20 protein-coding genes and 1 pseudogene are annotated in these 24,715 nt (G+C 70.6%); 9 read left to right on the forward strand and 12 right to left on the reverse strand.

Annotated elements, in window-relative coordinates; genetic code table 11:
- Positions 1-23 precede the first annotated feature (23 nt).
- Positions 24-1,367 (reverse strand): alpha/beta hydrolase, encoded by a 1,344-nt coding sequence (locus tag AB0J66_RS39820; RefSeq protein WP_364672346.1) that lies wholly within the window; start codon positions 1,365-1,367, stop codon positions 24-26.
- A gap of 110 nt (positions 1,368-1,477) precedes the next feature.
- Here AB0J66_RS39820 and AB0J66_RS39825 point away from each other — a divergent pair, with 110 nt between their 5' ends.
- On the forward strand, positions 1,478-2,671 hold the full coding sequence (locus tag AB0J66_RS39825; RefSeq protein WP_364672347.1) for a histidine kinase: 1,194 nt from the start codon (positions 1,478-1,480) through the stop codon (positions 2,669-2,671).
- Positions 2,659-3,336 carry a response regulator transcription factor gene (locus AB0J66_RS39830; RefSeq protein ID WP_364672349.1) on the forward strand — a complete coding sequence of 226 codons (678 nt, stop codon included), beginning with the start codon at positions 2,659-2,661 and terminating at the stop codon, positions 3,334-3,336. Before AB0J66_RS39825 ends, AB0J66_RS39830 begins: the two co-directional genes overlap by 13 nt.
- Positions 3,337-3,377: 41 nt before the next feature.
- On the opposite strand, the gene ugpC is transcribed toward AB0J66_RS39830, so the two are convergent.
- Genes ugpC through AB0J66_RS39850 form a run of 4 tightly spaced genes read right to left on the reverse strand, consistent with a single transcriptional unit; the run spans position 3,378 to position 7,513 of the window.
- Positions 3,378-4,583, reverse strand: a complete 1,206-nt coding sequence (gene ugpC, locus AB0J66_RS39835) for a sn-glycerol-3-phosphate ABC transporter ATP-binding protein UgpC (RefSeq protein ID WP_364672351.1) — start codon at positions 4,581-4,583, stop codon at positions 3,378-3,380.
- A 6-nt stretch (positions 4,584-4,589) separates the two neighbouring features.
- Positions 4,590-5,414, reverse strand: a complete 825-nt coding sequence (locus AB0J66_RS39840) for a carbohydrate ABC transporter permease (RefSeq protein ID WP_364672353.1) — start codon at positions 5,412-5,414, stop codon at positions 4,590-4,592.
- Positions 5,415-5,423: 9 nt separating this feature from the next.
- Positions 5,424-6,383, reverse strand: coding sequence for a sugar ABC transporter permease (locus tag AB0J66_RS39845; protein ID WP_364672405.1), 960 nt, complete (start codon positions 6,381-6,383; stop codon positions 5,424-5,426).
- Between the two features lie 2 nt (positions 6,384-6,385).
- A complete protein-coding gene (locus AB0J66_RS39850) occupies positions 6,386-7,513 on the reverse strand; it encodes an ABC transporter substrate-binding protein (RefSeq protein ID WP_364672355.1) in 1,128 nt (375 codons plus the stop codon).
- 300 nt (positions 7,514-7,813) lie between these two features.
- On the opposite strand from AB0J66_RS39850, the gene AB0J66_RS39855 reads away from it, so the two are divergent.
- Both AB0J66_RS39855 and AB0J66_RS39860 read left to right on the forward strand, forming a co-directional pair.
- Entirely contained in the window at positions 7,814-8,392 is a 579-nt protein-coding gene (locus tag AB0J66_RS39855; RefSeq protein ID WP_364672357.1) for a DsbA family protein, read from the forward strand.
- A gap of 258 nt (positions 8,393-8,650) precedes the next feature.
- Positions 8,651-8,920 (forward strand): hypothetical protein, encoded by a 270-nt coding sequence (locus AB0J66_RS39860; RefSeq protein ID WP_364672358.1) that lies wholly within the window; start codon positions 8,651-8,653, stop codon positions 8,918-8,920.
- Positions 8,921-9,113: 193 nt separating this feature from the next.
- Here AB0J66_RS39860 and AB0J66_RS39865 read toward each other — a convergent pair whose 3' ends face one another.
- The 4 genes from AB0J66_RS39865 to AB0J66_RS39880 all read right to left on the reverse strand — a co-directional run bounded on the left by AB0J66_RS39865 (position 9,114) and on the right by AB0J66_RS39880 (position 16,332).
- Complete coding sequence (locus tag AB0J66_RS39865) at positions 9,114-9,980, reverse strand: LLM class flavin-dependent oxidoreductase (RefSeq protein ID WP_364672360.1); 867 nt, start codon at positions 9,978-9,980, stop codon at positions 9,114-9,116.
- Between the two features lie 83 nt (positions 9,981-10,063).
- Positions 10,064-11,302: a pyridoxal phosphate-dependent aminotransferase family protein gene (locus AB0J66_RS39870; protein WP_364672362.1), complete on the reverse strand. Its 1,239-nt coding sequence runs from the start codon at positions 11,300-11,302 to the stop codon at positions 10,064-10,066.
- Entirely contained in the window at positions 11,299-14,352 is a 3,054-nt protein-coding gene (locus AB0J66_RS39875) for an EAL domain-containing protein (RefSeq protein ID WP_364672364.1), read from the reverse strand. The genes AB0J66_RS39870 and AB0J66_RS39875 overlap by 4 nt, the downstream gene beginning before the upstream one ends.
- A gap of 72 nt (positions 14,353-14,424) precedes the next feature.
- Positions 14,425-16,332: a hypothetical protein gene (locus tag AB0J66_RS39880; protein ID WP_364672365.1), complete on the reverse strand. Its 1,908-nt coding sequence runs from the start codon at positions 16,330-16,332 to the stop codon at positions 14,425-14,427.
- A gap of 127 nt (positions 16,333-16,459) precedes the next feature.
- On the opposite strand from AB0J66_RS39880, the gene AB0J66_RS39885 reads away from it, so the two are divergent.
- Positions 16,460-17,350, forward strand: coding sequence for an ATP-binding cassette domain-containing protein (locus AB0J66_RS39885; RefSeq protein WP_364672367.1), 891 nt, complete (start codon positions 16,460-16,462; stop codon positions 17,348-17,350).
- Positions 17,347-17,949, forward strand: coding sequence for a hypothetical protein (locus AB0J66_RS39890; protein ID WP_364672369.1), 603 nt, complete (start codon positions 17,347-17,349; stop codon positions 17,947-17,949). The genes AB0J66_RS39885 and AB0J66_RS39890 overlap by 4 nt, the downstream gene beginning before the upstream one ends.
- A 97-nt stretch (positions 17,950-18,046) precedes the next feature.
- On the opposite strand, the gene AB0J66_RS39895 is transcribed toward AB0J66_RS39890, so the two are convergent.
- Together AB0J66_RS39895 and AB0J66_RS39900 are read right to left on the reverse strand one after the other, a co-directional pair.
- Positions 18,047-18,433: a TIGR03668 family PPOX class F420-dependent oxidoreductase gene (locus AB0J66_RS39895; protein WP_364672370.1), complete on the reverse strand. Its 387-nt coding sequence runs from the start codon at positions 18,431-18,433 to the stop codon at positions 18,047-18,049.
- Positions 18,430-19,260, reverse strand: a complete 831-nt coding sequence (locus tag AB0J66_RS39900) for an LLM class F420-dependent oxidoreductase (protein ID WP_364672371.1) — start codon at positions 19,258-19,260, stop codon at positions 18,430-18,432. Before AB0J66_RS39900 ends, AB0J66_RS39895 begins: the two co-directional genes overlap by 4 nt.
- A 68-nt stretch (positions 19,261-19,328) precedes the next feature.
- On the opposite strand from AB0J66_RS39900, the gene AB0J66_RS39905 reads away from it, so the two are divergent.
- On the forward strand, positions 19,329-19,568 hold the full coding sequence (locus tag AB0J66_RS39905; protein ID WP_364672372.1) for a hypothetical protein: 240 nt from the start codon (positions 19,329-19,331) through the stop codon (positions 19,566-19,568).
- 125 nt (positions 19,569-19,693) lie between these two features.
- Positions 19,694-20,029 (forward strand): annotated as a pseudogene (locus tag AB0J66_RS39910) (tetratricopeptide repeat protein); the annotation flags it as partial.
- A 90-nt stretch (positions 20,030-20,119) separates the two neighbouring features.
- Here the strand turns inward: AB0J66_RS39910 and AB0J66_RS39915 are convergent.
- Positions 20,120-22,033, reverse strand: a complete 1,914-nt coding sequence (locus AB0J66_RS39915) for an amylo-alpha-1,6-glucosidase (protein WP_364672374.1) — start codon at positions 22,031-22,033, stop codon at positions 20,120-20,122.
- A 46-nt stretch (positions 22,034-22,079) separates the two neighbouring features.
- On the opposite strand from AB0J66_RS39915, the gene AB0J66_RS39920 reads away from it, so the two are divergent.
- Positions 22,080-24,707, forward strand: a complete 2,628-nt coding sequence (locus AB0J66_RS39920) for a glucosidase (protein WP_364672375.1) — start codon at positions 22,080-22,082, stop codon at positions 24,705-24,707.
- The last annotated feature ends 8 nt before the right edge of the window (positions 24,708-24,715 follow it).

Consider the following 24,715-nt stretch of genomic DNA (forward strand, 5'->3'; position numbering starts at 1 on the left):
CGCCGGCCGGCCGCGCAATGGACTCAGCCGGCCAGGACATCGTCCAGCACCCTCACGAATTGATCCGGCTGCTCAAAGATTGCCCGGTGGCCCGCGCCGGGGATCACGACAAGCTTCTTTCTCGGCGCCTGCACCGTCTCGTACCACTGGTGGAAGAGCACTTCGAGGCCGCGCATCTCGTCGGCCCCCTGGACGAACCACACCGGAACGGGCAGGCGTGGCGCGCTCCGGCGCAGATCGATCTCCTGCATCTGGGGATAGAGGACCGACCAGGTGTCGAGGACCGCGTTGATGGTGTGGGCCTTCTGCAGCACCGTGTACTCGCCCACGCCGAGCTCGAAGCCGGTCGACGGCTGCGCGTACGCCTCGTTCTCGTAGAGCATGATCGGCTCGTAGCCCCAGACGTCCCGGTAGGGCGGCGGGCCCTGGGCCACGAGCTGCTCCGCAAGAGCTTTCCGCCCGGTGGACCGCGCCCACGCCAGGATGTCGTCGTAGAAGATCTGATCGCTGGCCCGCAGGTCCACGGCCTGGCCGGCACCGATGTAGGTCGCGAACTTCTCCGGGCCGCGCTGGAGCGCGAGCACCGACAGGACCGAGCCGCCCGAGTGGCCGAGCAGATAGATCTTGTCCTGGTGGAAGCGCTCCCGCAGGTAGTCCGCCACGTCGAGCACGTCGCTCACCATCCGGTCGAGGGTGGCGCGGGAGGTCGGATCGAGCGCCGGATAGGAAGCGCCGCCGCCTCGACGGTCGAGCGTCGCCATCACGAAGCGCTGCTCGACGGCGCCGAGATGCTTGCGGACAGCACCGAGCTCGGAGCCACCCGGAGCACCGGGAACGAACAGCAGCACGGGCGCGCCGGCGCGAGCGCCGCGGATCATGACGTTGAGCCCGCCGACCCTGGTCAGCTCGGCGACGCCGCCCCGGATCGGCGCGGTGCGGGCCGGAATCGCGATCGCGGCCGTCAGGAGCAGCACCCCGGCCGCGGGCAGCGCCACCAGCACCTGGCCGGCCCGCCGGGCGACTCCGCGGCCGATGATCAGGCCCAACACCATGGGCAACAGGGTCAGGAAGCCTTGCACGCCCCGGCCGGCGACCAGAACGACGAAGCCGAAGGCGCTGGCGTGGGGCGGCCCGGTGGAGGGCCCGGCATATCGGGCACGCATGAGCTCAAGCGCCAGAAGAAAGGCCAAGGGCACCGAAATGAGCACGATGCGGGAACGGCCGAAGCGGCCGGCGGCCAGGCCGAGGGCCGCGCTGACGGCCACCGAGCAGAGCGCTTCGGTGATCGTGAGAGGGCCGCGCGGAGTCCAGAGACCTGCGGTGACGCCCCACAGTGCCGCGAGCGCCGTCCAGAGAATCGATGTCATGCCGCCGAGGATGGCGGCCGGACCGGCCCGAGCACATGATGCTTCGGTAGGGGTCGAGGCAATACTTTGGTATGTCCTCACCGGACGCGGAGCCTCGTAGGCTGCGGGTCATGTCGTCGCTGCCGTTCCAGTTGCTGGTGCCCGATCCGCCGGGTGACCGGCGCTCGGCCACCCGTGACCGGGTGGCCGACGTCGTCGCCATCCTCTGCGCGCTCCTCTACGGGGCCACCATGGTGCCTCTCGGCGACGCGACCTCCTCGTCGGCCGCGATTCCGTGGCAGGCCGACGTGGCGATCGGCGTGCCGTGCGCGCTCGCGCTGGTCGTGCGCCGGCGGTGGCCGCTCGGGCTCTACCTGGTGCTGCTTCCCTTCGGCGCCGTCTCGGTGATGGCGACCGGCGCCATCCTCATCGCGCTCTTCACCGTGGCCATCCGCTATCGCGCCGGGGTCGTCCTCCTTCTGGCTGCCGCCCACGTCGGCACCGGTGTCATCTACTACGCGCTGCAGGGCGATCCGCCGTTCCCGCTGTGGGTCGACATCCTGATGCGGGCCGCGACCGGCCTGGCCACGATCGGGTGGGGCCTGTTCCTGCGGGCGTACCGGCGCCTGACCCTGACGTTGCGACAGGAAGCGCGGCGGGCCCGGGAGGAGCAGCAGCTGCGGGTCGATCAGGCGCGGCTCACCGAGCGTTCCCGCATCGCCCGCGAGATGCACGACGTGCTGGCGCATCGCATGTCGATGGTCAGCCTGCACGCCGGGGCGCTCGAGGTCAGCAGCGACGCGCCACCCGAGGAGATCGCGTCGGCCGCGCGGACGATCCGGCTGAGCGCCCACGAGGCGCTGGAGGAGCTGCGCGCGGTGATCGGGGTGCTGCGTCAGGGCCGGACACCACCCGAGCCACCGCAGCCGGGCCTCGCCGACCTGCCCGACCTGGTGGAGGATGCCCGCACCTCCGGCATGGCCATCGACTTCGTCTGGGTCAGGCCGCCGGCCGAGTCCGCTCAGCCGTCCCCCGTGCTCGGCCGCACCGCCTACCGGCTCGTGCAGGAGGCGCTGACCAACGCCCGCAAACACGCGCCCGGAGAGTCGGTCGACGTGCGTCTCGACGGTGCCGCCGGCGGCGACCTGCGCATTCTGGTCACCAACGTGGCCGGCGGCTTCCATGGCGCGGCCCAGGACGTGCCCGGGTCGGGCACCGGGCTGGTCGGAGCCGGGGAACGGGCAGCGCTGGTAGGTGGGCGCGTGGAGTACGGCCGCGAGGATGAGCGATTCCGTTTCGAGGCGTGGCTGCCATGGCGGGAATGATCGAGGAGAAGCGGCCCATCCGGCTGGCCATCGTCGACGACGACTCGATGGTTCGCGGCGCATTGCGGCTGCTGTTCAGCCGGCAGCCCGACATCGAGGTCGTGGCGGAGGCGACGGACGGCCTGCAAGCGATCGAGGTGGCCGCGGCGAACTGGCCCGACATCATGCTCATGGACATCCGGATGCCGAGGCTCGACGGCATGATCGCCACCCAGCGCATCCGGAGCCGGCCGGCGGCGCCGCAGATCATCATGCTGACGACGTTCAACATCGACGAGTACGTGGTCGAGTCGCTACGGGGTGGCGCGGTCGGCTTCATGCTGAAGGACTCGCCGCCGCAGGAGATCATCGCCGCCGTGCGGCGGGTGGCCGCCGGCGGGAGCATGATGTCGCCCGACGTGATGCGCAAGGTGGTCGACTACGTCGCCGACCCCGCGGCGGGCTCCCGGCGGTCGAAGGCCAAGGACAAGCTTGCCGTGCTGACCGACCGTGAGCACGAGGTGGCGATCTGCCTGGGCGCCGGCAGCTCCAACGCCGAGATCGGCGCCGCCCTGCGCATGAGCCTGCCGACGGTGAAGGGCCACGTCTCCCGGCTCATGGCCAAGCTCGCGGTGAACAACCGCGTGCAGGTGGCTCTGCTCGTCCATGATGCGGAGCTGCTGTGAGCGGCGAGCGCCCGCGGAGCGGGCGCCCGCCGTCGTTCCGGTCAGGACGCGGACACGCCGGCCGCGCGACCCTCGTGCAGAGTGATGTTCTTGCCGTCGCGCGGGTCGAACAGGTGGATCTTGTCGAGGTTCATCCAGACCTTGGCGTCGGCGCCGTCGCGCACGCGCGACTCGGCCGACAGGCGGGTCACCAGACTGTCCTGCGGCGGGAGGTCGGCCCCGCCCGCGTCGGCGGCCAGATCCTCCAGATCGGCCGAGGCCGCGTGCTCGCCCTCGACGGTGAAGTAGACGTACTTGTCGGAGCCCATCGACTCGACCAGGTCGACGGGGGCGGTGAACTCGAATCCCTTCGCCCGCTGGACGTCGTCGATCAGGGCGGCGTCCTCGAAGTGCTCGGGGCGGATGCCGACGATCAGCTGGCGCGGGGCGTCCGCGGTGCTGAGCTCCCGCCTCATCCGGTCGCCCAGCGGCAGGTCACCGAGCGGCGTGCGCAGCACCGACTCCTCGACCGCGGCCGGCAGGAAGTTCATGGACGGCGAGCCGATGAAACCGGCCACGAAGAGGTTGACCGGGTTGTCGTAAAGGGTCTGCGGGTCCCCGACCTGCTGAATGTAACCGCCGCGCATGACCACGACCCGGTCCCCCAGCGTCATCGCCTCGGTCTGGTCGTGCGTCACGTACACCGTCGTGGTGCCCAGTTGCTTCTGAAGGCGCGACACCTGCGTGCGCATCTGGACCCGCAGCTTGGCGTCGAGATTGGACAACGGCTCGTCCATCAGGAACGCCTTCGGGCTGCGGACGATCGCCCGGCCCATCGCCACCCGCTGGCGCTGGCCGCCCGACAGGTTCGCCGGCTTGCGGTCCAGGTAATCGGTCAGTTCCAGGACGCGGGCCGCGTCCTCCACCTTCTTGTTGATGGTCTCCTTGTCGAGCTTCGCGAGCTTCAACGGGAAGGCCATGTTCTCGCGGACGCTCATGTTCGGGTAAAGCGCGTAGGACTGGAACACCATCGCGATGTCCCGGTCCTTCGGCGCCTTGTCGTTGACCCGCTGGCCGCCGATGCGCAGCTCGCCGGAGGTGATGTCCTCCAGGCCCGCGATCATGTTCAGCGTCGTGGACTTCCCGCAGCCCGACGGGCCGACCAGGATGATGAACTCGCCGTCGGCGATCTCCAGGTCGATGCCGTGCACGGCGACGGTGCCGTCCGGGTAGCTCTTCGTGACCTTGTCAAGAACGATGTCAGCCATGGATTCCTAACCCTTCACCGCGCCGGACGTCAGGCCCGCGACGATGCGCCTCTGGAAGAACAGCACGAACAGGATGATCGGGATCGTGATCACCACGGCGGCCGCGGAGATCGCGCCGGTGGGGTCCTCGAACTGCGAGGCACCGGTGAAGAACGACAGCGCCGCCGGGACCGTGCGGGAGCGCTCGGTCGAGGTGAGCGAGATGGCGAACAGGAAGTCGTTCCAGCAGAAGATGAAGACCAGGATCGCCGTGGTGAAGACCCCCGGCGCGGCGAGCGGGGCGATCACCTTGCGGAACGCCTCACCCTGGGTGGCGCCGTCCATCTTCGCCGCCTTCTCCAGATCCCACGGGATCTGCTTGAAGAACGCCGACAGCGTGTAGATCGCCAGCGGCAGAGCGAAGGTGATGTACGGCAGGATCAGCCCGGCCCAGGTGTCGAACAGGCCGGTGTTGCGCTCGATGTTGAACAGCGGCGTCACCAGGGACACCTGCGGGAACATCGCGATCAGCAGGGACACTCCGACGAGCAGCCCCTTGCCCGGGAAATCGAGCCGGCTGATGGCGTAGGCGGCCATCGTGCCCAGGACGACCGCGACGGTGGTCGCGATCAGCGCGATGCCGATCGAGTTGATCAGGGCACGGACGAACTGGTCGGTCTGGAAGATCAGCTTGTAGTTGTCGAGGGTCCAGTCGCGCGGGATGAAGTTGCCGTCGGTCAGCGTCGGAGTCGTCTTGAACGACAGCGAAGCGATCCACAGCACCGGGATCAGGGCGAAGACGACGACGACCGCGTCCAGCAGACCCCATTTGACCTTCGCGGAGGTGTTCACGGTGGCCATCTAGCGTCGACCCTCCTCGCTGGCGCCCGGCGCCGCGGTGCCGAAGAGCTTCACGAAAATGAACGCGATGATCGCCACGGTCAGGAAGATCAGCACGGACATCGTCGAGCCGATGCCGAGGTTGAGCCCCTTGATCAGGTTGTTGTAGGCGATCATCGACACCGACGACGTCTCATTGGCGCCGTTGGTCAGCACGTAGATGTTGTCGAAAACGCGCAGAGCGTCCAGCGTGCGGAAGAGCAGCGCGACCAGGATGGCCGGCTTCATCACGGGCAGCATCACCTTGGTGAACCGCTGCCACCAGCTCGCGCCGTCCATCGACGCGGCCTTGAGCAGGTCGTCGGGGACCAGGGCGAGGCCGGCCATGAGCAGCAGCGCCATGAACGGCGTGGTCTTCCAGATCTCGGCCAGGATGATGATGGCGAGCGCGCTGGCCCGCTCGGTCAGCGGCGCCCCCTCGGGACTGACCAGGTTGGCCAGGTAACCCGTGCCCGGCGTCCAGGCGTAGCGCCAGCTGAACGCGGCGACGACGGTGACGATGCCGTACGGGATCAGGGCCGAGGTCCGCACGAGCCCGCGCCCGACGAGCGTGCGGTGCATGATCAGCGCCAGCCCCATGCCGAGCACGAGCTCGACCACCACGGAGACGACGGTGATCAACATGGTCACCCCGAAGGCCGTCCACCAGTAGCTGTTGGACAGCACGGTCACGTAGTTCTCGAACCAGACGAACTGCCGGTCCTCGGGGAACTTGAGGTCGTAACGCTGCAGCGACAGCCAGAACGAGTAGAGGATCGGGTACGCGGTCACGACGACCATCACGAGCGCGGCCGGGGCGCAGAGCAGCCAGCCGAGCTTGCGTTCCTGCTTCTTGCCCTCGCTCAGCTCGGCCCGGCGGCGCTGGCGCTGGCGTGGGACCGCCTGCTCCGCCGCCTCGGCGGCCGGTGTGGTGCTGGAAATGCTCACGGCAGCACTCCCTTCGACTCGAGGGCGTCCTGGATGGAGCTCTTCAGATCGGCCCCGGTCTTGTCAGGATCGATGCTCGCGGGCGGCGAGAGCTGGGCGGACACCACGGTGGAGAGGTTCTGGTACGCGGGAGTGCGCGGCCGCGGAGCGGCGTCCTTCAAATCCTCCAGCAGCGTGTCCTTCATCGGGTACGCCTTGGCCATCTCGGGCTCGTTGTACACGGCCTCGATGGACGGCGGCTGCCCGGCGTTGATGGCCAGGTACTTCTGGGCCTCCGGCCCGCGCAGGCACTTGGCCGCCTCGAACGCCTGGTCCGGGTGCTTGCTGAACGCGCTGACGGCGACGTTCGAGCCGCCGATGGTGGTGATGCTCGGGGTGTTCGGGTCGATGCCCGGGTACCGCGCCCACGCGACGTTCTTGGCCAGGTCCGGCGCGTCGCTCTGCATCGAGGCGTACACATACGGCCAGTTGAGCTGGAACGCGCCGCCGCCGTTCTGGAAGGCGAGCCGCACGTCGTCCTCGATCGAGTTCGAGAACGACGGGCTCGTCACGCCGGCCGTGGCGAACGTCTTCATGGTGCGCAGCGCGTTGATCGCCCCGGCGTCCATCACCGCCGACTTGCCGTCGTCGCTGACCACCTTGCCGCCCGAGCTGGCGACCAGGCTGTTGTACAGCACGACCAGGCCCTCGTACTGGGCGCCCATGGTGAGCACCTGGTACGTCTTGCCCTCGGCCTTGAGCTGCTGGGACATCTTGATCATCTCGTCCCAGGTCTTGGGCGGGGTGGGTACGAGATCCTTGCGGTACCAGAGCAGCTGCACGTTGGTGTTGTTCGGCGCCGCGTACAGCTTGCCCTCGTACTCGCCGGAGGCGAGCGGGCCGGGCAGCGTGCCGTTCTCGATCTCGCTGCGGTCGGCGCCCGTCCACTCCTTGATCCAGTTGGCGCTGGCGAACTCCTGGGTCCAGGTGACGTCCATGCCCAGCAGATCCATGCTGTCGTCCTTGGCGGCGAGCCGGCGGACCATCTGGACCCGCTGGTCGTCGGCCGCCCGCGGCAGCACCTGGTACTTGATCTCGTACTTGCCCGCCGCCTGCTGGTTGCACATGTCCACGACGGACTGCATGTTCTCGACGGGGAATTGGTACAAGTTGAGGACGGGTACGCCGCCGTTGTCGTCTGATCCGCAGGCCGCCAGCGGTGCTGCCAGAGCTAACGCGGCCCCCGCCGCGAGCGCCCGAACAAGCAGGGTGCGCCTTTGCGGATGTCGGTCGATAGTCGCCATTGACCCTCCATCCGGCCGAACGTGCGTCGAAGTGATCTCTATCACTTCGACGGCCAGTGATCCTCCTGCCCCACACAGCGACGAAACAAACCCGCAACGTTCGCGAGTGGCGCAGGGACGACGCACCCTAGGCTGTGATCTATGGAGGCCACTTACTTCTTCGATCCCGCGTGCCCGTTCACCTGGCGCACGTCGCGCTGGCTGGTCGCGGTCGCCCCCGAGCGCGATGTGACCGTGCGCTGGCGCGCGTTCAGCCTGAAGGTCCTCAACGGCGACGGCATCCCGGAGCAGTACCGGGCGGCCACCGACGCGTCGTTCCGGGCGCTGCGCCTGGTCGAGGCCCTGCGGGTGGACCACCGGGAGGAGGTGGCGGCGGCGTTCTACACCGAGATCGGCACCCGGGTGCACGACGGCGGGGCGGCGCTCAGCGACGACCTGGTGCTGGAGGCGGCGGAGGCGGCCGGCGTCGAGGACGCCAAGGCGGTGCTCGACGACGCGAACTGGGACGACGCCGTCCGGGAGTCGCACGAGAAAGCGCTCGCGCTGGCCGGGCCCGGCATCGGCTCACCGGTCCTGCACGTGGAGGGCGCCCAGCGCGGCCTGCACGGTCCGATCATCGGGGCGGTTCCCGAGCGGGACGAGGCCCTGGCCATCTGGGACGCGGTCGTCCCGCTGAGCCGCATTGACACCTTCTTCGAGGTGAAGCGCGGCCGCAGCTGACACCCGCCCTCGGCTGAGATCCGCCAGCGCCACATCCGCGGCGCAGCCTGCGCACGAGCGGAGATGCGACGCGGTTCGAGCGCGGGCGCGGCACGGCGCGAGCATCGGCGCGGCGCGGCGCGAGCATCGGCGCGGCGCGGTCTGAGCGCGGCTGGGGCTGAGAGTTGGCTGTGGACGCAACGTGGATGGGGGCAAATGCGTTTAACGGCATGATGGGGGCGGGTATCCGCGTCGCGCCGAAGAACACGGGAGGGCTACATGGCCGAGCCGCAGGTCACCTTGGATCCGCAGAGCCTCAACCCGGTTGAGGAGAAGCTGCGTGTTCCGCTCGAGGATCAGCTCACCTCGGCGCTGCAGGTAGCAACGGACAGGATCAGGCACGAGTACGCCGGGCAGAGCGTCGACGAAGTCACGACGATGCTTCTGGACGGCACCCGGGCGGGGTTGCACCCGGACATCGCCGCCGGGTTCCACCCGGATCACTACCAGCTGCGCCAGGTGGCGGAGGCCATCGTCGCGGAGCACTGATCCACCGAGCGTTGGCCGCCACGGGCGGCCGGAGAGGCCGAAGGGCCGGCCGTGTTAGACGGCCGGCCCTCGTTGTGCCTGCGTCGCAGCCGGGCAAACGGCCGCGGCCGACGAGCACGAGCCAGGTGGGGCCGGCCCAAGCAGGCCTCGCCCAGGTGGGTAAGGGCCAGGCGGGATGGCATCAGGGGCTTGGTCAAGCGGGGACCAGGGCTCGCACAGTGTCCATGGCCTTGAGGCGGGTGGGGCCCTCACCCAGCAAAGCGTCGGGGATGATCAGTTCGTCCAGGCCCAGAGCGGTGTAGGCGGCGATCGCGTCCGTCAGCGCTGCGGGGGAGCCGCCGATCACCGGCATGGTGATGTTGTCGGGGATCGGGCCGTTCACGACCGTGAGGGCCTGGGCGGTGCGGGCGATCGAGCGCGGGTCGCGGCCGAGGGCGGCGCAGTGGTCGTCCAGGACGGCGGACTTCTGGGCGATGTGGGAGGGGATGCCCCAGGTGTTCCAGGCGTCGGCGTGTTCGGCGACGATGCGGAGCATGCGTTTCTCGCCCTTGGCGCCGATCAGGATCGGTAGCGGGTCCTGGACCGGTTTGGGGTCGCATTCGGCGTCGGTGAGCTGGTAGTACTCGCCCTGCAGGGTGGTGCTGGGTGAGCGGAGCAAACCCTTGATCGCCACCAGGCCCTCGACGAAGCGGTCGATGCGCTGCTTCACCGGCGGCAGCTCGATTCCGTACTGCTCATGCTCGTTGATCTGCCAGCCCGCGCCGAGGCCGAGGGTGAAGCGGCCGCCGCTGATGTGATCCACGGTGGCGGCCATGTTGGCCAGGACGGCCGGGTGACGGTACGTCATGCCGTACACCAGGGTGGTGATCCTGATCCGCGGCACCGCCGCGGCGAGCGCGGCCACCACCGAGCCGCACTCGAGGATCGGGCCGGAGCCGCCGTTGGGCATGAAGTGGTCGGCGAAGTGCACACCGTCCCAGCCGGTGTCCGCGGCGTGCCGGGCCGCCTCGAGGACGCCGGCGAAGCTCTGCCCGGCGGAGGGCCAGATCGAAAGTCGCATACCGCCGATCATCACACCCCGGAAAGACGGGCGGAGCCCCGGCCGGGCGGGGCGGGGGTCCGCCCGGCCGGGTGATGGTGAGGTCAGGCGCGGCGCAGGCGACCCGCCGCGTTGAGCTCGGTGATGACCGCGTTCAGCTCGTCCAGCTCGTCGTCGCCGTTGGCCGCCGTGATCTGGGCCCGGAAGCCGACCTGGTCGCGCGGCACCAGCGGGTAGGCCGCCAGCGTCACGTAGATGCCGCGGTCCCACAGCAGCTTGCCGACCACGTCGATGTCCTCGCCGGCGGCCAGCGGCAGCTCGATCACCGGCGTGTTGCCCGTGTTCGGCGTGTAGACGCCCAGCGCGCGGACGTGGTCGAGCACCTTCATCGTCTTGTGGTAGAGCGAGGCGCGGATGTCGTCGCCGCGCTTCTCGTTCACCGACAGGCCGGCCAGCACGGTGGCCAGCGACGCCGTCGGGGCCGGGCCCGAGTAGAGGTACGGCGGGGCCGACACCTTCAGGTGGTTCTTGAGCCAGGTGGGCAGGGCCAGGAAGGCCAGCAACGAGCTGTACGACTTCGAGAAGCCCCCGACGAGCACGATGTTGTCGTACGTCTCGCCGGCGTACTTGACGATCGCGTTGCCCTTCAGGCCGTACGGCGACTTCTCGTTGGCCCCGCGCTCGCCGATCACGCCGAAGCCGTGGGCGTCGTCGACGTAGAGCAGCGCCCCGTACTCGCGGCACACCGCCGCGAACGCCGCCAGGTCCGGCGCGTTGCCGGTCATGCTGTTCACGCCGTCCATCGCCACGATCTTCGAGACCCCGGCCGGCGCCGCGCGCAGCTGAGCACGAAGATCCTCGATGTCGAGGGAAGCGAACCGGGAAACCGTGGCGCCCAGGCCCCGCGCGTACATCGACCCGTCGTAGATCGTCTTGTGGGCCTGCGAGTCGAGGAAGATGTGCCCCTTGCCGGCCAGGATCGGCAGCACCGACATGTGGATGTGCGTGATCGTCGGCAGCACCAGCGTGTCGGGCGCGTCCAGCAGCGCCGTCAGCTTCTCCTCGATCTGCGGGTAGAGGGCCGGGTTGCCCAGCAGCCGCGACCAGCTCGGGTGGGTGCCCCAGCGGCGCACCTCGGGCTCGATGGCCTCCATGATCTCGGGCTCGAGGTCGAAGCCGAGGTAGTTGCAGGACGCGAAGTCGGCCAGCCAGTGGTCGCCGACCCGGATGCGCCGGCCCTTGACCTCTTCGATCGTGGCGTCGTACATGGGGTTGCCACTGCGCAGCCGCTCGAGGTCGGCCCACTTGCCGTCGCGCTTGATGAACTCGAGACCGTCGCTCATGAAAGACCCTTCGTAAGGAGCTGTGACTGGAACTCTTCGGTGGTGACCGGCTTGGAGAACAGATAGCCCTGGCCGTACGGGCAGCCCATCGCCACCAGGGCGGCGCGGTGTTCCTCCAACTCGATGCCCTCGGCCACGACCGCGAGGTCGAGCGTGCGGGCCAGGTTGACGATGGTTTCGACCAGCGCCATTTGCTGCTTGCTGTGCAGGATGTCGTCGATGAAGGACTTGTCGATCTTCAGGACGTCGACCGGCATCTGGCTCAGGTAGCTCAGCGACGAGTAACCCGTGCCGAAGTCGTCGATCGCGATCCGCACGCCCATGGCGCGCAGCTCGCCGAGGTCACGCCACACCTGGTCGGCGTCGTGCAGGACCAGGCTCTCGGTGATCTCCAGCAGCAGCCAGCGGGGGTCCGACCCGGTCTCGGCCAGCACCGCGCGCACCTGGTCGACGAACCCGGGCGTACGGAACTGACGAGCCGACACGTTCACGCTGACGTACCGCATGAGGCCGCCGGCGTCCGAGCGCCGCCAGCCGGCGAAGGTCTGCAGCGCCTCGCGCAGCACCCAGCCGCCGATCGCGACGACCGCGCCGTTCTCCTCGGAGAGCTCGATGAACTCGTTCGGCCCGAGCAGGCCGCGGGCCGGATGCTGCCAGCGCACCAGGGCCTCCAGCCCGATCACCTCGCCGGTGGGCAGGTCGACGATCGGCTGGAACCGCAGGCGCATCTGGTCGCCGGGCACCGCCTCGTTGAGGGCCGAGCGCATCTCGAGGCGGCGCAGCATCGCCTCGTGCATCTCGTCCTCGTAGCGCTGCCAGGTGTTCTTGCCCTCGGTCTTGGCCCCGTACATGGCCACGTCGGCCCGGCGCAGCAGCTCGGTGATGCCGGCCGTCTCGGCGCTGGTGGCGACGCCGACGCTGGCCGCGCCGCGCACCAGGTGGGTGGCGCCGGTGGCGTCGGTGACCTCGATCGGCTCGCTGAGCGCGGCCACGATGCGGCCCGCGATCTGCTCGGCGTCGGCCTCCGCGTCGACCTGTTCGAGCAGCACGGCGAACTCGTCGCCGCCGGTGCGGGCGACCGTGCTGAGCGGGCCGACGACGGCCGAGATGCGCTCGCCGACGGTGGTCAGCAGCTGGTCGCCGGCGGCGTGCCCGAGCGTGTCGTTGACCTCCTTGAAGTCGTCGAGGTCGATGAAGAGCACGGCCACCTCGTGGCGGCGGCCGTCCGCGTAGCGGGCCGCGTGCTCGAGCCGGTTCTGGAACAGGGCGCGGTTGGCCAGCCCGGTCAGCGCGTCGTGGTACGCCTGGTGGGCCAGGTCGGTCTCGAGCCGCCGCCGCTCGGTGACGTCCCTTATGGTGACCACTATCCCGGCCACCGCCGGGTCGTCGCGCAGGTCGCGGCAGGTGCACTCGACCTGCAGGAGCAGGTCGTCGCCGCTGATCGCGGTCAGGTCGACGCCGTCGCGCGGGCCGCGCCCGGCGCGGACCTGCTCGAGCAGCTGGGTCAGCTCGGCGTCGTCGGTGGCGGCGATGAGCCGGCGCAGCGGCATGCCGACCAGGTCGGTGTGGCCGAAGACCGGCAGCGCCGACGGGCTGGCGTAGCGGATCACGTCGTCATCGCTGACGATCATGATGACGTCGGAGGCGCTCTGGATCAGGGCGCGGAAGTAGTCCTCGCTGCTGCGGCGGTTGACCTCGGCGGTCAGGTTGATCCGCTCGATGGCCATGGTGCCCTGCGTCATCAGCGCGACGAAGGCCGGCTCGAGCGCGGTCAGCACCTCGTCGTCGGCGGCCACGTAGAGCCGCTGGTTCCGGCGGGGCTGGCCCGGCTTGCGCGGCGGCGCGATCCCCTCGGCGCACAGGGCCCAGGTGAAGCCCTCGAACGCCTGGGCCACCAGGGCCGGCTCGTCGGCGATCAGCACGCGGCGGGTGCCGACCAGGCCGGTGGTGTTGCCCGGCGTGGCGTCGACCGAGAGCGCGAACTCGGCCCACGGCTGCCCGGCCGGCACGAGTCCGTCGAGGGCCTTCCGCAGGGCCTCGTGCGCCTCCTGCTCGCTGCTCGCCGCGACCAGGTCGGCGCCGGTGATGCGCAGGGTGCGCTCGCGGGCCGCGGTGACCCGCTGGACCTTCATGAGGCCGGCCACGCGCAGCATCACCGCGAGGAACATCAGCGCGCAGGCGGTGGCGATCATGGGAGCGTCGGTGACCTCGCCGCTGAGGTCCTCGATGAGCAGGACGGCCGGGGCGATCAGGGCCGCGACGACCATGAGGGCGAGGCGCCGGCCGCCGGCGATGGTCTGGGCGACCCGCTCGCCGTCGACGGTCAGGTCCTTCATCGAGGGGTGCAGCGCGGCCAGGGCGATGCAGGTGTAGAACAGGATCCAGCCGAAGTCGGTCGGCCCGCCCACCTGCCAGTTGTCGTCGAGCTGGCGGGAGAGGTAGACGCAGTCGGTGACCAGCAGGCTGGAAAGGCCGACGACCAGGGTGGTCAGCGCCACCGGCTTGCGGCCGCCGCCGGTGAGCAGGCGGGCCAGCATGGCCAGGGCGAGCACGTCGCCGAGCGGGTAGGCGATCGAGACGAGCTTGTCGGGCAGCGTCAGGTCGGTGTCACGGACGTACGGCGAGATCAGGAAGACCCAGGCCAGGAGCCCGAGACCGGCCGTGGGCACGAGCGCGTCGAGCAGGGCGGCCCGGTTGTCCGTGCCCGACCGGGCCCGGATGAAGATCAGCAGCGCGATGGCGGCCATCGGGTAGACGACCAGGTAGAACGCGTCGGCCGGCGACGGGAACGGGTTGACGTCGCCGAGAAAATCGGTCAGGACGTTGTACGTGGTGTCGCCGAGCGTGAAGCTGGCGACCACGGCGGAGAGCAGGTACCAGGGCAGCTTGCGCGATGGCTTGTGCAGCCGGATGCCGACCAGCACCATCGCCGCCCCGGACAGCCCGATCGCCGCCCACGAGTACATGCTGTACTCCGGCAGCGTGTAGAAGACCACCGTCAAGGCGGCCACCCACACGGCGAAGCACGTTTGCAGGCGCGCGGCGGACATCCGTGCCTCCGATCTGCTCAGGGAACAACAGGCCCCTTGATCGGCCGGCACGGACGCCGCTTGAGGAAACCCTCAGCTCATCCGGTGCAGCACGGCCCGAAAGCGGTGCAGGTCACGGCGTCGCCGCTCCAGCGTCATCGCCAGCAGCACCAGCAACAGCCCGGCCGCGGCCAGCGGAATCCACCGCGGCAGCAGATCCCACACCGGCGCCAGCTCGTGCAGCGCGACCAGGGCCAGCGCGCCGCCCCCGAGCAGCACCGGCGCGCGCAGCCCGAACCGCGCGCCGGCCAGCAGCACGGCCAGCGCGCCCAGGCCGAGCAACAACCGGCGCAGGTGCTGCCCGTCCTCCACCAAGATCAAGATCAGGCTCGGCGCGAGCGCCACGATCAAGGCCGGGCCGTAGGTGGTCCAGCTCCCCACCGCCGGTCGCGCCCGCCGGACCAGCAGACCCAGGCTGAGTGCGACGCTTGCGGCGATCAGGCTGTACGCCTCCAGCACCGTGACCGCCTCCCCCGCGAGCACCAGCACCACCGCCTCGGCGAGAACCGCATGCGCCGCCAGCAACCCGGCCGACCACCGCCACGGACGCGGCAGCAGCACCACCGCCGCCACGGCCAGCGCCCCCGCAACCGCCCAGTCGGCCCGGCCGGCCGTCACCCGGTCGACCGTCACCACGAACACCGCTCCCCCGAGCACCGCTGTCGCCGCCAGTCCGCCGACTCGTGCCCCGACGGTAGGAACAAGACCGGCCAGCGCCGCGCGAGGGAGATGGGTGGTGGCCGCGCGAAGGGGATGAGTGGCGGCCGCGCGAAGAGGAATGGTGGCGGCGGCAACGATGGTAATGGCGGCGGCGAGCACCACCGCGGCCATGTCGACCAACCACATGGCCGGACTGGCCAGCGCGACCACCCGGCCGGCCGCGACGACGAACGCCACCACCAGTAGCGCCGCCGCGGCCGACTGGAGCGCGAGGGAGGGCCGAGTCGAGGCCGCCGCGGCCGGCTGGGTCGCCGGCGAGGGTGAAGCCGAGACGGTGAGGGCTGCCGTGGTCGATGAGACAGGCCGGCGAGTGACCGCCGCGCCCGCGACCACCACGGCAGCGGCCGCGAGCAGACCGGCCGCCGGCCCAACCGCCTCGGCGACCCCGTCTGCCACCGCCAGCCCCACCAACGCGCAACCGCCCCCGACGACGACCGCTACCGCGCCGGTGATCGCGGCCGCCACCCGCATCCGGCCCGCGGCCAGCACGACCACGTCGAGCGCGGCCACCCCCGCGAAGGCGAACGCCCAACCCCCGAGCCCCGGATCCGCGATCGCCACCAGCAGCGGCAGCACCGGCTGCCCCGCCAATAGCGCTATGTAGCGCGGCGCCACCAGCCCGGTGAAGTGCTCGTACCCCACCGCCACGGCCCCGGTGACCGCGAAGACCGCCGCCGCGTACCCGAACTTCGAGATCTCCCCGAACAGGTTGATGTACCAGGCCGCGTACCCGCACAGCAGCGTGAGAAGAAGGCCCACCGCGGCGAACGTCTCGGCCGTGGCCGTCAGGCCGCGCCGAAGCGCCACCGGCGGCACCGTGAGCGCCGCCCCGGTGAACCCGGCCAGCAGCGCGGCCCGGCCCCCGTCACCGAATTGAGCCCAAGCCACCGCCGTGAAGACGACCGCCGCGACCCCCAGCAGAAGCCCGCCGAGCAGGAAGAGGACGTTCTGCACGGTCCGGTTCGGCGACGCCGGCGCCGCGGCCGGCACACGGGCCCGCACCCGGGCCGCCGCGGCGTTGCGCCGATTCCACGCGAGCCCGAGCGCGGCCTCGATCTCCGCCACCACGTTCCGGGCCGCGCCGAGCCGCCGGATCAGCTCGGTGATCTCGGCGTCGGCCCGCATCACCTCGATCGCGTCCGGGTCCGGTCCACGCCCGCAGCCGGGGCAGCCCGCCGTCTCCGACGCCGTGTTTCCGCAGTACGCGCAGGGATAGCTCACACCCCGATCCTTGTCCCCGGCGCCCGCCGTGGGGATGAGCCCGCATACCTAGAGTTGCCCATCCGACCACCCCGCCGCCGCCCTAGACCGGACTAAAGACTTGACTTGGATGGCCATAATCCCGTCGATGATCGAGATACGGGAATTGACGAAGACCTACGGCGGGATCGACGCCGTCAAGGACGTCACGTTCACCGCCTCGCCGGGCCGGGTCACCGGCTTCCTCGGGATGAACGGGTCGGGCAAGACCACGACGCTGCGCGTGCTCCTGGGTCTCAGCCGCCCCACCTCGGGCCAGGCCCTGATCAACGGCCGCCGCTACCGTGACCTCGGCCAGCCGCTCACCCAGGTCGGCGCCGTCCTCGAGCAGGGCCTCAGCCACCCGGGCCAGACCGGGCGCGGCCACCTGCGGACCCAGGCCTTCCTGGGTGGCGCGAGCGGCGCCCGGGTCGACGAGCTCCTCGACTACGTGGGCCTGGCCGACGCCGGGAGCAAGCGGACCGGCGACTACTCGCTCGGCATGCGGCAGCGCCTGGCCGTGGCCACCGCGATGCTCGGCGACCCGGCGGTCCTGGTGCTCGACGAGCCGGCCAACGGCCTGGACCCGTCCGGCATGGCCTGGCTGCGGCAGCTGCTGCGCGGCCACGCCGAGGCCGGCGGCACCGTGCTCATCTCCAGTCACCTGCTGGGCGAGCTGGAGCAGCTGGTCGACGACGTGGTCATCATCGCCGGGGGCCGGGTCCGGCTGGCCGAGCCGCTCGCCGCGCTGACCGGCCGGCAGGCGCTGCGGCTGCGGGTGCGCGGCCGGGACCCGCACGCTTTGTGGGCCGCCTTCGAGCAGGCCGGGGCCCAGGTCCGTACGGACGGGCCGGTGTTGCACGTCAGCGGCCTGACCCCGGAGGACGCGGGCGAGATCGCCTTCGCCGTCCAGCAGCCGATCTACGAGCTGACCTCCGACGCGCCCACGCTGGAGCAGCTCTTCTTCGAGCTCGCCCAAGACAACGCGGCCGCCGGATGATCGCCGTGATCCGCAGCGAGCTGTACCGGACGCTGTCCATCCGCTCCAGCTGGGTGTCGATCGCCGGCACGATCACCCTCGGCGTGCTGTTCGGCTTTCTCAGCGCCGACTTCTGGTCGCTGTTCGCCGGGCTCGGCGCCTTCGGCATCGCGGTCGTCACTACCTCGGCCCACTACCAGCACCGTACGGCCGTGCTGCTCTTCCTGGGCCGCCCCCGGCGGCTGCGCGTGCTGGCCGGCCAGAGCGTGGCCGCCGTGCTGATCGCCCTGGCCCTCACCGTGATCAGCGGCTTCACCCTCTTCAACCCCCAGGACGTACGCCAGTTCACCGGCACCCTGGTCGCGGTACCCATGATCGCGCTCTTCGGCGTCGCCAACGCCACCCTGGTCCGCAAGCCGCTCTGGCTCTTCGCCGGCTACATCTGCTGGATCACCTTCGTCGAGGGCCTGCTCGGCCAGCTCAAGGACCCGTGGCCCTTCACCTCGTTCCTCAACGCCGCCAGCGGCAAGCCCGAGGGCCTGCTCACCTTCACCGCTTGGACGGTTGTGGCCCTGGCCGGCGCCGTCTGGGCCATCCGCCGCGACCTCTCGGGCGACTGAGGCCCAACTCGGCAGCCCGGCAACCGACTGAGGACCCCGACGGATGAGGTGACCCGGGGGGAGACTCGGGGATCCCCACGCTCACCGTCACCGACGGCTAAGGCCACGCCACCCATCTCTCGACGGTGATCTCGAGGTACGGACCGGCGGGTGGCGCTTCGCGATATTGCTGATACTTGGCGATGAGCGCCGGCAGGCCGGGCGGCGCGTCGTCGCGGACGCGGGCGGCGCCGTCGGCGCGTACCCACCAGAGGTTGGTCCAGTCGGCGTCGTAGTGGTCGGCCAGGACGCTGACGCGGGGCTCGGCGGCGATGTTCCGCAGCCGTTTCAGGGCGCGGGTGGTCTTCGGCTTGCCGTCCACGGCTGAGACGATCACGTTGCCGGTCAGGGCGAACACGATCGGGACGAGATGCGGCGCGCCGTCCGGGCCGACGGTGGCCAGACGGGCCACCGGGGCCGTGCCGAAGCGGTCGGCCGGCGTCACCGGCCGACCAGCTCGCCGATCGCCTTCTCCCACTTCTCCAGGGCCGGCTCGACGACGCTCCACGGGCCGGACGGCAGCCACACGCTCGCCCGCTCGATGCCGGCCTCGGCGCACTTCTCCAGCGCCTTCGGGTCCGGCGGCACGCTCAGCATCTGGATCTGAAGGTAGCGGTCGGCCTTGGCCTTGAGCTCGGCGACCCGGGCCGCGATGTTGTCGTCGCGCCACTGCGGGAACCAGCCGTCGCCGTACTCCAGGACCCGGTCGACCACGCTCTCGCCGCCACCGCCGATGAGCACCGGCGGGTTCGGCTTCTGAGCCGGCTTGGGCCACGACCAGATCCGGTCGAAGTTCACGAACTCGCCGTGGAACGACGCCTCGTCCTGCGTCCAGATCTGCTTCATGGCCTTGATGCGCTCGCCGAACAGCCGTACCCGGGTTCGCGGGTCGGTGCCGTGGTTGCGCATCTCCTCCCGGTTCCAGCCGATGCCCACCCCGAAGTCGAGCCGGCCCCCGCTGAGGTGGTCGACGCTGGCCACCTCCTTGGCCGTGGTGATCGGGTCACGCTCGATGACCAGGCACACCCCGGCCCCGATCCGCAGCCGGCTGGTGGCCTCGGCGGCCGCCGTCAAGGCCACGAACAGGTCGTACGTGTGTGAGTACTTCTGCGGCAGCACGTCACCACCCGGCCACGGTGTCTCACGACTGGCCGGGATGTGCGTGTGCTCCGCGAAGTACAGCGCGGCGTGCCCGCGCTCCTCGACCCTCTTCGCGATCTCGCCGGGGCGAATGCCGTCGTGGGTGGGGAAGTATCCGACGCCGAAGTCCATATGGGTGATCCTATGAACCACCCGGCCACCCCGCGACGTGTGGGAGGAAAGCGCGGGAGGAGAGTCCCATGATCCTCGGACTGGTCGTCGTCACCGCCCTGCTGGTGGGTTTTCTCGCCGGCCTGGTGTCCTTCAAGAAGACCAACGAGTACTGCGACCGCCACGGCGTCACCCGCCTGTGTCCCCTCTGCCCCTCCCCCGACGCGGCCGGCCACCTCGGCTCGGAGCATCACCTCGAGGCCGGCCGCCTCAGCAAAGGCGCCTCCGGCCGGCCTGCCCACACGGGTGCAAGGCCACGACCGGCTTGATCCAGAGGTGTTGCCGGGCTCGCCGGCGTCGACGAGACGGTGCTCGACCGCGCGCCTCAGGACCGGCCGCGGTTCACCTCCTCAGGTGCGATCCTGGCCGTGGGGTCGGTCGCCCCGCGCGGGCCTTGAGGCGAGGAAGGCCGAACACCTCAGACAGACTCTGGCCGACGCCCAGCAAAAGTATTCGCACGACCTGGACCGCCGGATCGAGTTCATGGTCGACGCCTCCCGGAACAGGCGGGGCCCCTCCGGAGTGCCGGGCGACATCGGCCTACAGCGGATTCATCCGTCTCGGCCGACGACAAGAGGCCGTCGAGATCCTTCGGTCGGTTCTGGCCGCCAAGGCCGGCCGGTTCGGCGGGACGCATCCCGCCACGGCGGTGGCCCGGAACAATCTCGCGGTCGCGGTCGCCGGTTCAGAAGATTCCGACGACGCGCGCAGGATGCAGGCCGCCGCCGTCGCCGACTACCGCCGGTCTCTCGAGACGCAGAGCCGGATCATGGCGACGATGACTGCCCATTCCCGAGCTCGGCCGGCGAGCCGGCGCGCGTCAGAGGCGGCGGACCCGGAGGGTTTCCGCGACCGACCAGGCCTGGAAGGGGCAGCCGGTGGCGGCGTGGGGGGCGTTGCCGTCGGCGGTCTCCGAGATGGAGCCCAGGCCGTACTCGGCGAGGTGGTCGTCGGCGTCGGAGATGATCTGGGTGGCGGGGACGCCCGCGCGGTGCCAGGCGGTGACGAAGGGGCCGATCAGCCAGGGCCAGACGGTGCCGGTGTGGTAGGCCGAATCCCGTTCCGCCGGCGTGCCGCGGTGCAGGCCGCGGTAGCCGGGGGTGCCTGGGGCCTGGCTGCGCAGGCCGAGCGGGGTCATCAGGGCGGCGCCGATCGTCTGCAGGGCGGCCGGGGTGGGGCGCAGCGGCGCGTACGGCAGGGACCAGGCCAGCAGCTGGTTGGGGCGCATGGTGGCGTCGTCGCCGGTGGGGCCGTCGACGACGTCGTGGAGCCAGCCCGTGGGGGCCGGGAAGCGGCGGGCGAAGCTGGTCAGGGCCTCGGGGTGGGCCTTCACGGCGGGGCCGGCGCCGGTGCGGGCCGACCAGGCCAGCTTGATCACGGTGGCCAGGGCGTTGACCCAGAGGGCGTTGATCTCGACCGGTTTGCCGCGGCGCGGGGTCACCGGCACGCCCTCGACGCGGGCGTCCATCCAGGTCAGGGCCTCGCCGTCGGCGCCTTGGCGGAGCAGGCCGTCGGCCCGGTCGGCGCCGATGCCGTAGCGGGTGCCGGCCAGGTGGTGGTCGACGACGGACCGCAGCGCGGGCAGCAGGTCGGCGGCCAGGTCGACGTCGCCGGTGACGGCCACGTGCCGGCCGACGGCGTGCACGAACCACAGCGTGCCGTCGGCCGTGTTGAACTCGACGCTTCCGGTGTCGGCCGTGTTGGCCAGCATGCCCTGGGACAAGGTCGAGGCGTACGAGAGCAGCAGCGCCCGCCCCTCGTCGAAGCGGCCGGTCGACAGGAACAGGCCCTCGTAGCTGATCATCGTGTCCCGCGACCAGGCGCCGAACCAGGGGTAGCCGGCGACAACGTCAACCCCGGGGGCGGTACGCACGATGAAGGCGTCGGCCGCCAGCGCGAGTGACGCCTGCTCGTCGTCGGCCGGTGTGGCCGCCGCGACCACGGCCCGGGTGCGGGCCCGGGCCGCGGTGACGATCTCCTCGGCCGGCGGGGGCGGGTCGTCCAGGGCCGAGGCCCAGGCGGTCACCGAGGCCGTGGACCCGGGTTGGCGTAACTCTGCGTGGAAGCTCCCCGCGTACCACAGGTCTTCAGTGGGGGTGAGGCCGCGCGCCGCCTCCTCACGGTGCCGCACCCCGCGCCACCACGCACCCGCCGGGCGGAATTCCGGGCCCCGCAGGCGGTACGCCCCCTCGACCACGCAACCGCCGGCGGCCGCCGTGACCTCGGGCGGGGGGCCACCGGCCGTACGCTCGCCGTGGATGTCGCGCCACGTGCAGAGCGCCTCGAGCGACAGGCTGACCGGGCCCCCGGTGAGCAGGCGGTGGACGACGGCGACGGCCGGGCGGCCGGTGACCATGGCCAGCTCCCGTTCCAGGACCACGTCGCCGACCCGCCAGCGCCAGCGGGGCAGGCCGTCCACCAGCTCGAAACCGGCGAGGTGCTGGTGGCCGCGCGGGGCGATCGTGCCGTCGGCCCATTCGTGGGTGGCGAGGCGCACGGACGTACCACCGGCCAGCGTGAGAACCGGATCCAGCGCGGCCACCGCCAGCCGGCGCGAAGCCGGCGTTTCCCCGGCGACGACGAGTAAACCGTGGTAGCGGCGAGTGCGCAGGCCGCTGACGGTGCCCATGGCATAGCCGCCGCGGCCATCGGGTACCAGCCACTCACGAGTGGCGGACTCGCCGAGGTGCCCGCACACCTGGGGGCCGAACGCCGTCCTGCGCAGCGTAGCCATCAGATGACCTCCAGTTCTCGGGCACAATCAATCTAGATGGCATCGGATGGTGGGGGTGAGACCACGCGTGGCGGAGCGCTTACGCCTGGCGCAGGCGGACTCCGGCGAGCAGCCGTGGCGGGCCTGGGGCCCGTACCTGGCCGAGCGCGCGTGGGGCACGGTCCGGGAGGATTACAGCGAGCACGGGACGGCGTGGGATTACTTCCCGCATGACCACGCGCGCTCGCGAGCCTACCGGTGGAACGACGACGGCATGGCCGGTATCTGCGACGACCGGCAGACGTTCTGCTTCGCGCTGGCCCTGTGGAACGGCCAGGACCCGATCCTCAAGGAGCGGATGTTCGGGCTCGGCGGGGACGGCGGCAACCACGGCGAGGACGCCAAGGAGTACTGGTGGTACCAGGACTCCACGCCGACCCACTCGTGGATGCGCTGGCGCTACCACTATCCACAGCAGGCGTTTCCGTACGACCAGCTGGTGCGGGTCAACGGGCAGCGCTCCCGCGAGGAGCCCGAGTACGAGCTGGCCGACACCGGCATCTTCGACGAGGACCGGTACTGGGCGGTCACGGTCGACTACGCGAAGGCGTCCCCGAAGGACATGTGCATCGCCATCCACATCGCGAATCGCGGGCCTGACGTGGCGACGCTGCATGTGCTGCCGACGCTGTGGTTCCGCAACACGTGGTCGTGGGGGGTGCCCAACCGGGCGACGCCGTCCATCGTGGGCCGTCCGGGCCGGTTGGCGGGGCGGCACCGGACGCTCGGGAGCCTGGTCCTCGAGGGTGACGAGCGGGGCGTGCCGCTGCTCTGCGACAACGAGACGAACTCGCAGCGGTTGTGGGGTCAGCCGGGGACGACCTTGTTCCCCAAGGACGGCATCAACGACTTCCTGGTGTCGGGTGCGCCCACCGTCAATCCCGCGTTGACCGGGACAAAGGGCGCACTGCATTATCCGTTGACGCTGGGCCCCGGGGAGAGCCGGACCATTCGCCTGCGGCTGGCGGCCGACGACGATCAGGTGGGTGCGCTGGATCTGGCGGACGGCTGGAACGACGTCATGCGGACCCGCCTCGCCGAGGCCGACGCGTTCTTCGACGAGGTGATCCCGGCCGCGGCGTCCACCGAGGAGAAAGCCGTCGCCCGCCAGGGCATCGCCGGGCTGATGTGGGGCAAGCAGTTCTACCACTTCGACGTGAAGCAGTGGCTCAACGGCGATCCGGGCTCGGCCCCGCCGCCCCCGGGCCGGCGCTACGGGCGCAACAACGCCTGGTGGCACATGAACAGCTTCGACGTCGTCTCGATGCCCGACCCGTGGGAGTACCCGTGGTACGCGGCCTGGGACCTGGCCTTCCACTGTGTGTCGATCGCGCGGGTCGACCCCGGCTTCGCCAAGGCGCAGCTCGTGCTGCTGCTGCGCGAGTGGTACATGCACCCCAACGGCCAGATCCCGGCCTACGAGTGGGCGTTCGGCGACGTCAATCCGCCCGTGCACGCCTGGGCCGCCCTGCGTGTCTTCGAGATCGACGGCGGGCGCGACTTCGACTTCCTGGCCCGGGTCATGCACAAGCTGCTGATGAACTTCACCTGGTGGGTCAACCGCAAGGACGTCGGCGGCAACAACGTGTTCGAGGGCGGCTTCCTCGGGCTGGACAACGTCGGGCCGTTCGACCGCTCGGCCGCGCTGCCGGTGGCCGGGGTGCTGGAGCAGTCCGACGGCACCGGCTGGATGGCCATGTACGCGCTGAACCTGCTCGACATGGCGATCCGGCTCGCGCTGCACGACCGCACGTACGAGGACATGGCGACGAAGTTCTTCGAGCACTTCGCGTACATCGCCGAGGCCGCCTACCGGCAGGGCCTGTGGGACGAGGAGGACTGCTTCTTCTACGACCAGCTGCGCCTGCCCGACGGGCACAAGCTGCCGCTGAAGGTGCGCTCGATCGTCGGGCTGCTGCCGCTGGCCGCCACCACCCGCCTGTCCAAAGCCACGCTCGACCGGCTGCCCGAGCTCAGCGCCCGGCTGCGCTGGCTGCAGGCCTCGCAGGGCGAGATGGCCGACGTGATCAGCGCCCGCCGCCTGTCGGCCGACGGCCGTCAGCAACGGCTGCTGGCCATGGTCGGGCAGGATCAGCTGCTGCGTGTGCTGGCCCGGATGCTCGACCCGGAGGAGTTCCTGTCGCAGTACGGGATCCGGACGCTCTCCCGCTCGCATCTGGAGAAGCCGTTCACCGTGTCGCTGGGCGGCTCCGACTTCACCGTCGGCTACGAGCCCGCGGAGAGCACCAGCGGCCTGTTCGGCGGCAACTCCAACTGGCGCGGGCCGATCTGGATGCCGGTCAACTATCTGCTCGTCGAGGCCCTGCGGGAGTACGCGGGCTTCTTCGGGGCCGACATGAAGGCCGAGTACCCGACCGGCTCGCAGCGGAAGGTCCCGCTGGCCGACATCGCCGACGACATCTCGCGCCGGCTCATCGCCATGTTCCTGCCCGACGAGAACGGCCACCGCCCCATCTACGGCGCCTCCACCCTGCTGCAGACCCACCCCGACTGGAAGGACCTGATCGTCTTCCCGGAGTACTTCCACGGCGACAACGGCGCCGGCCTGGGCGCCTGGCACCAGACCGGCTGGACCGCCCTGGTGGTCGACCTGATCTTGACCCTGCGCCGCTGATCCGCTCC

It is taken from the genome of Actinoplanes sp. NPDC049598 (assembly GCF_040675435.1).
Classification (GTDB): domain Bacteria; phylum Actinomycetota; class Actinomycetes; order Mycobacteriales; family Micromonosporaceae; genus Actinoplanes.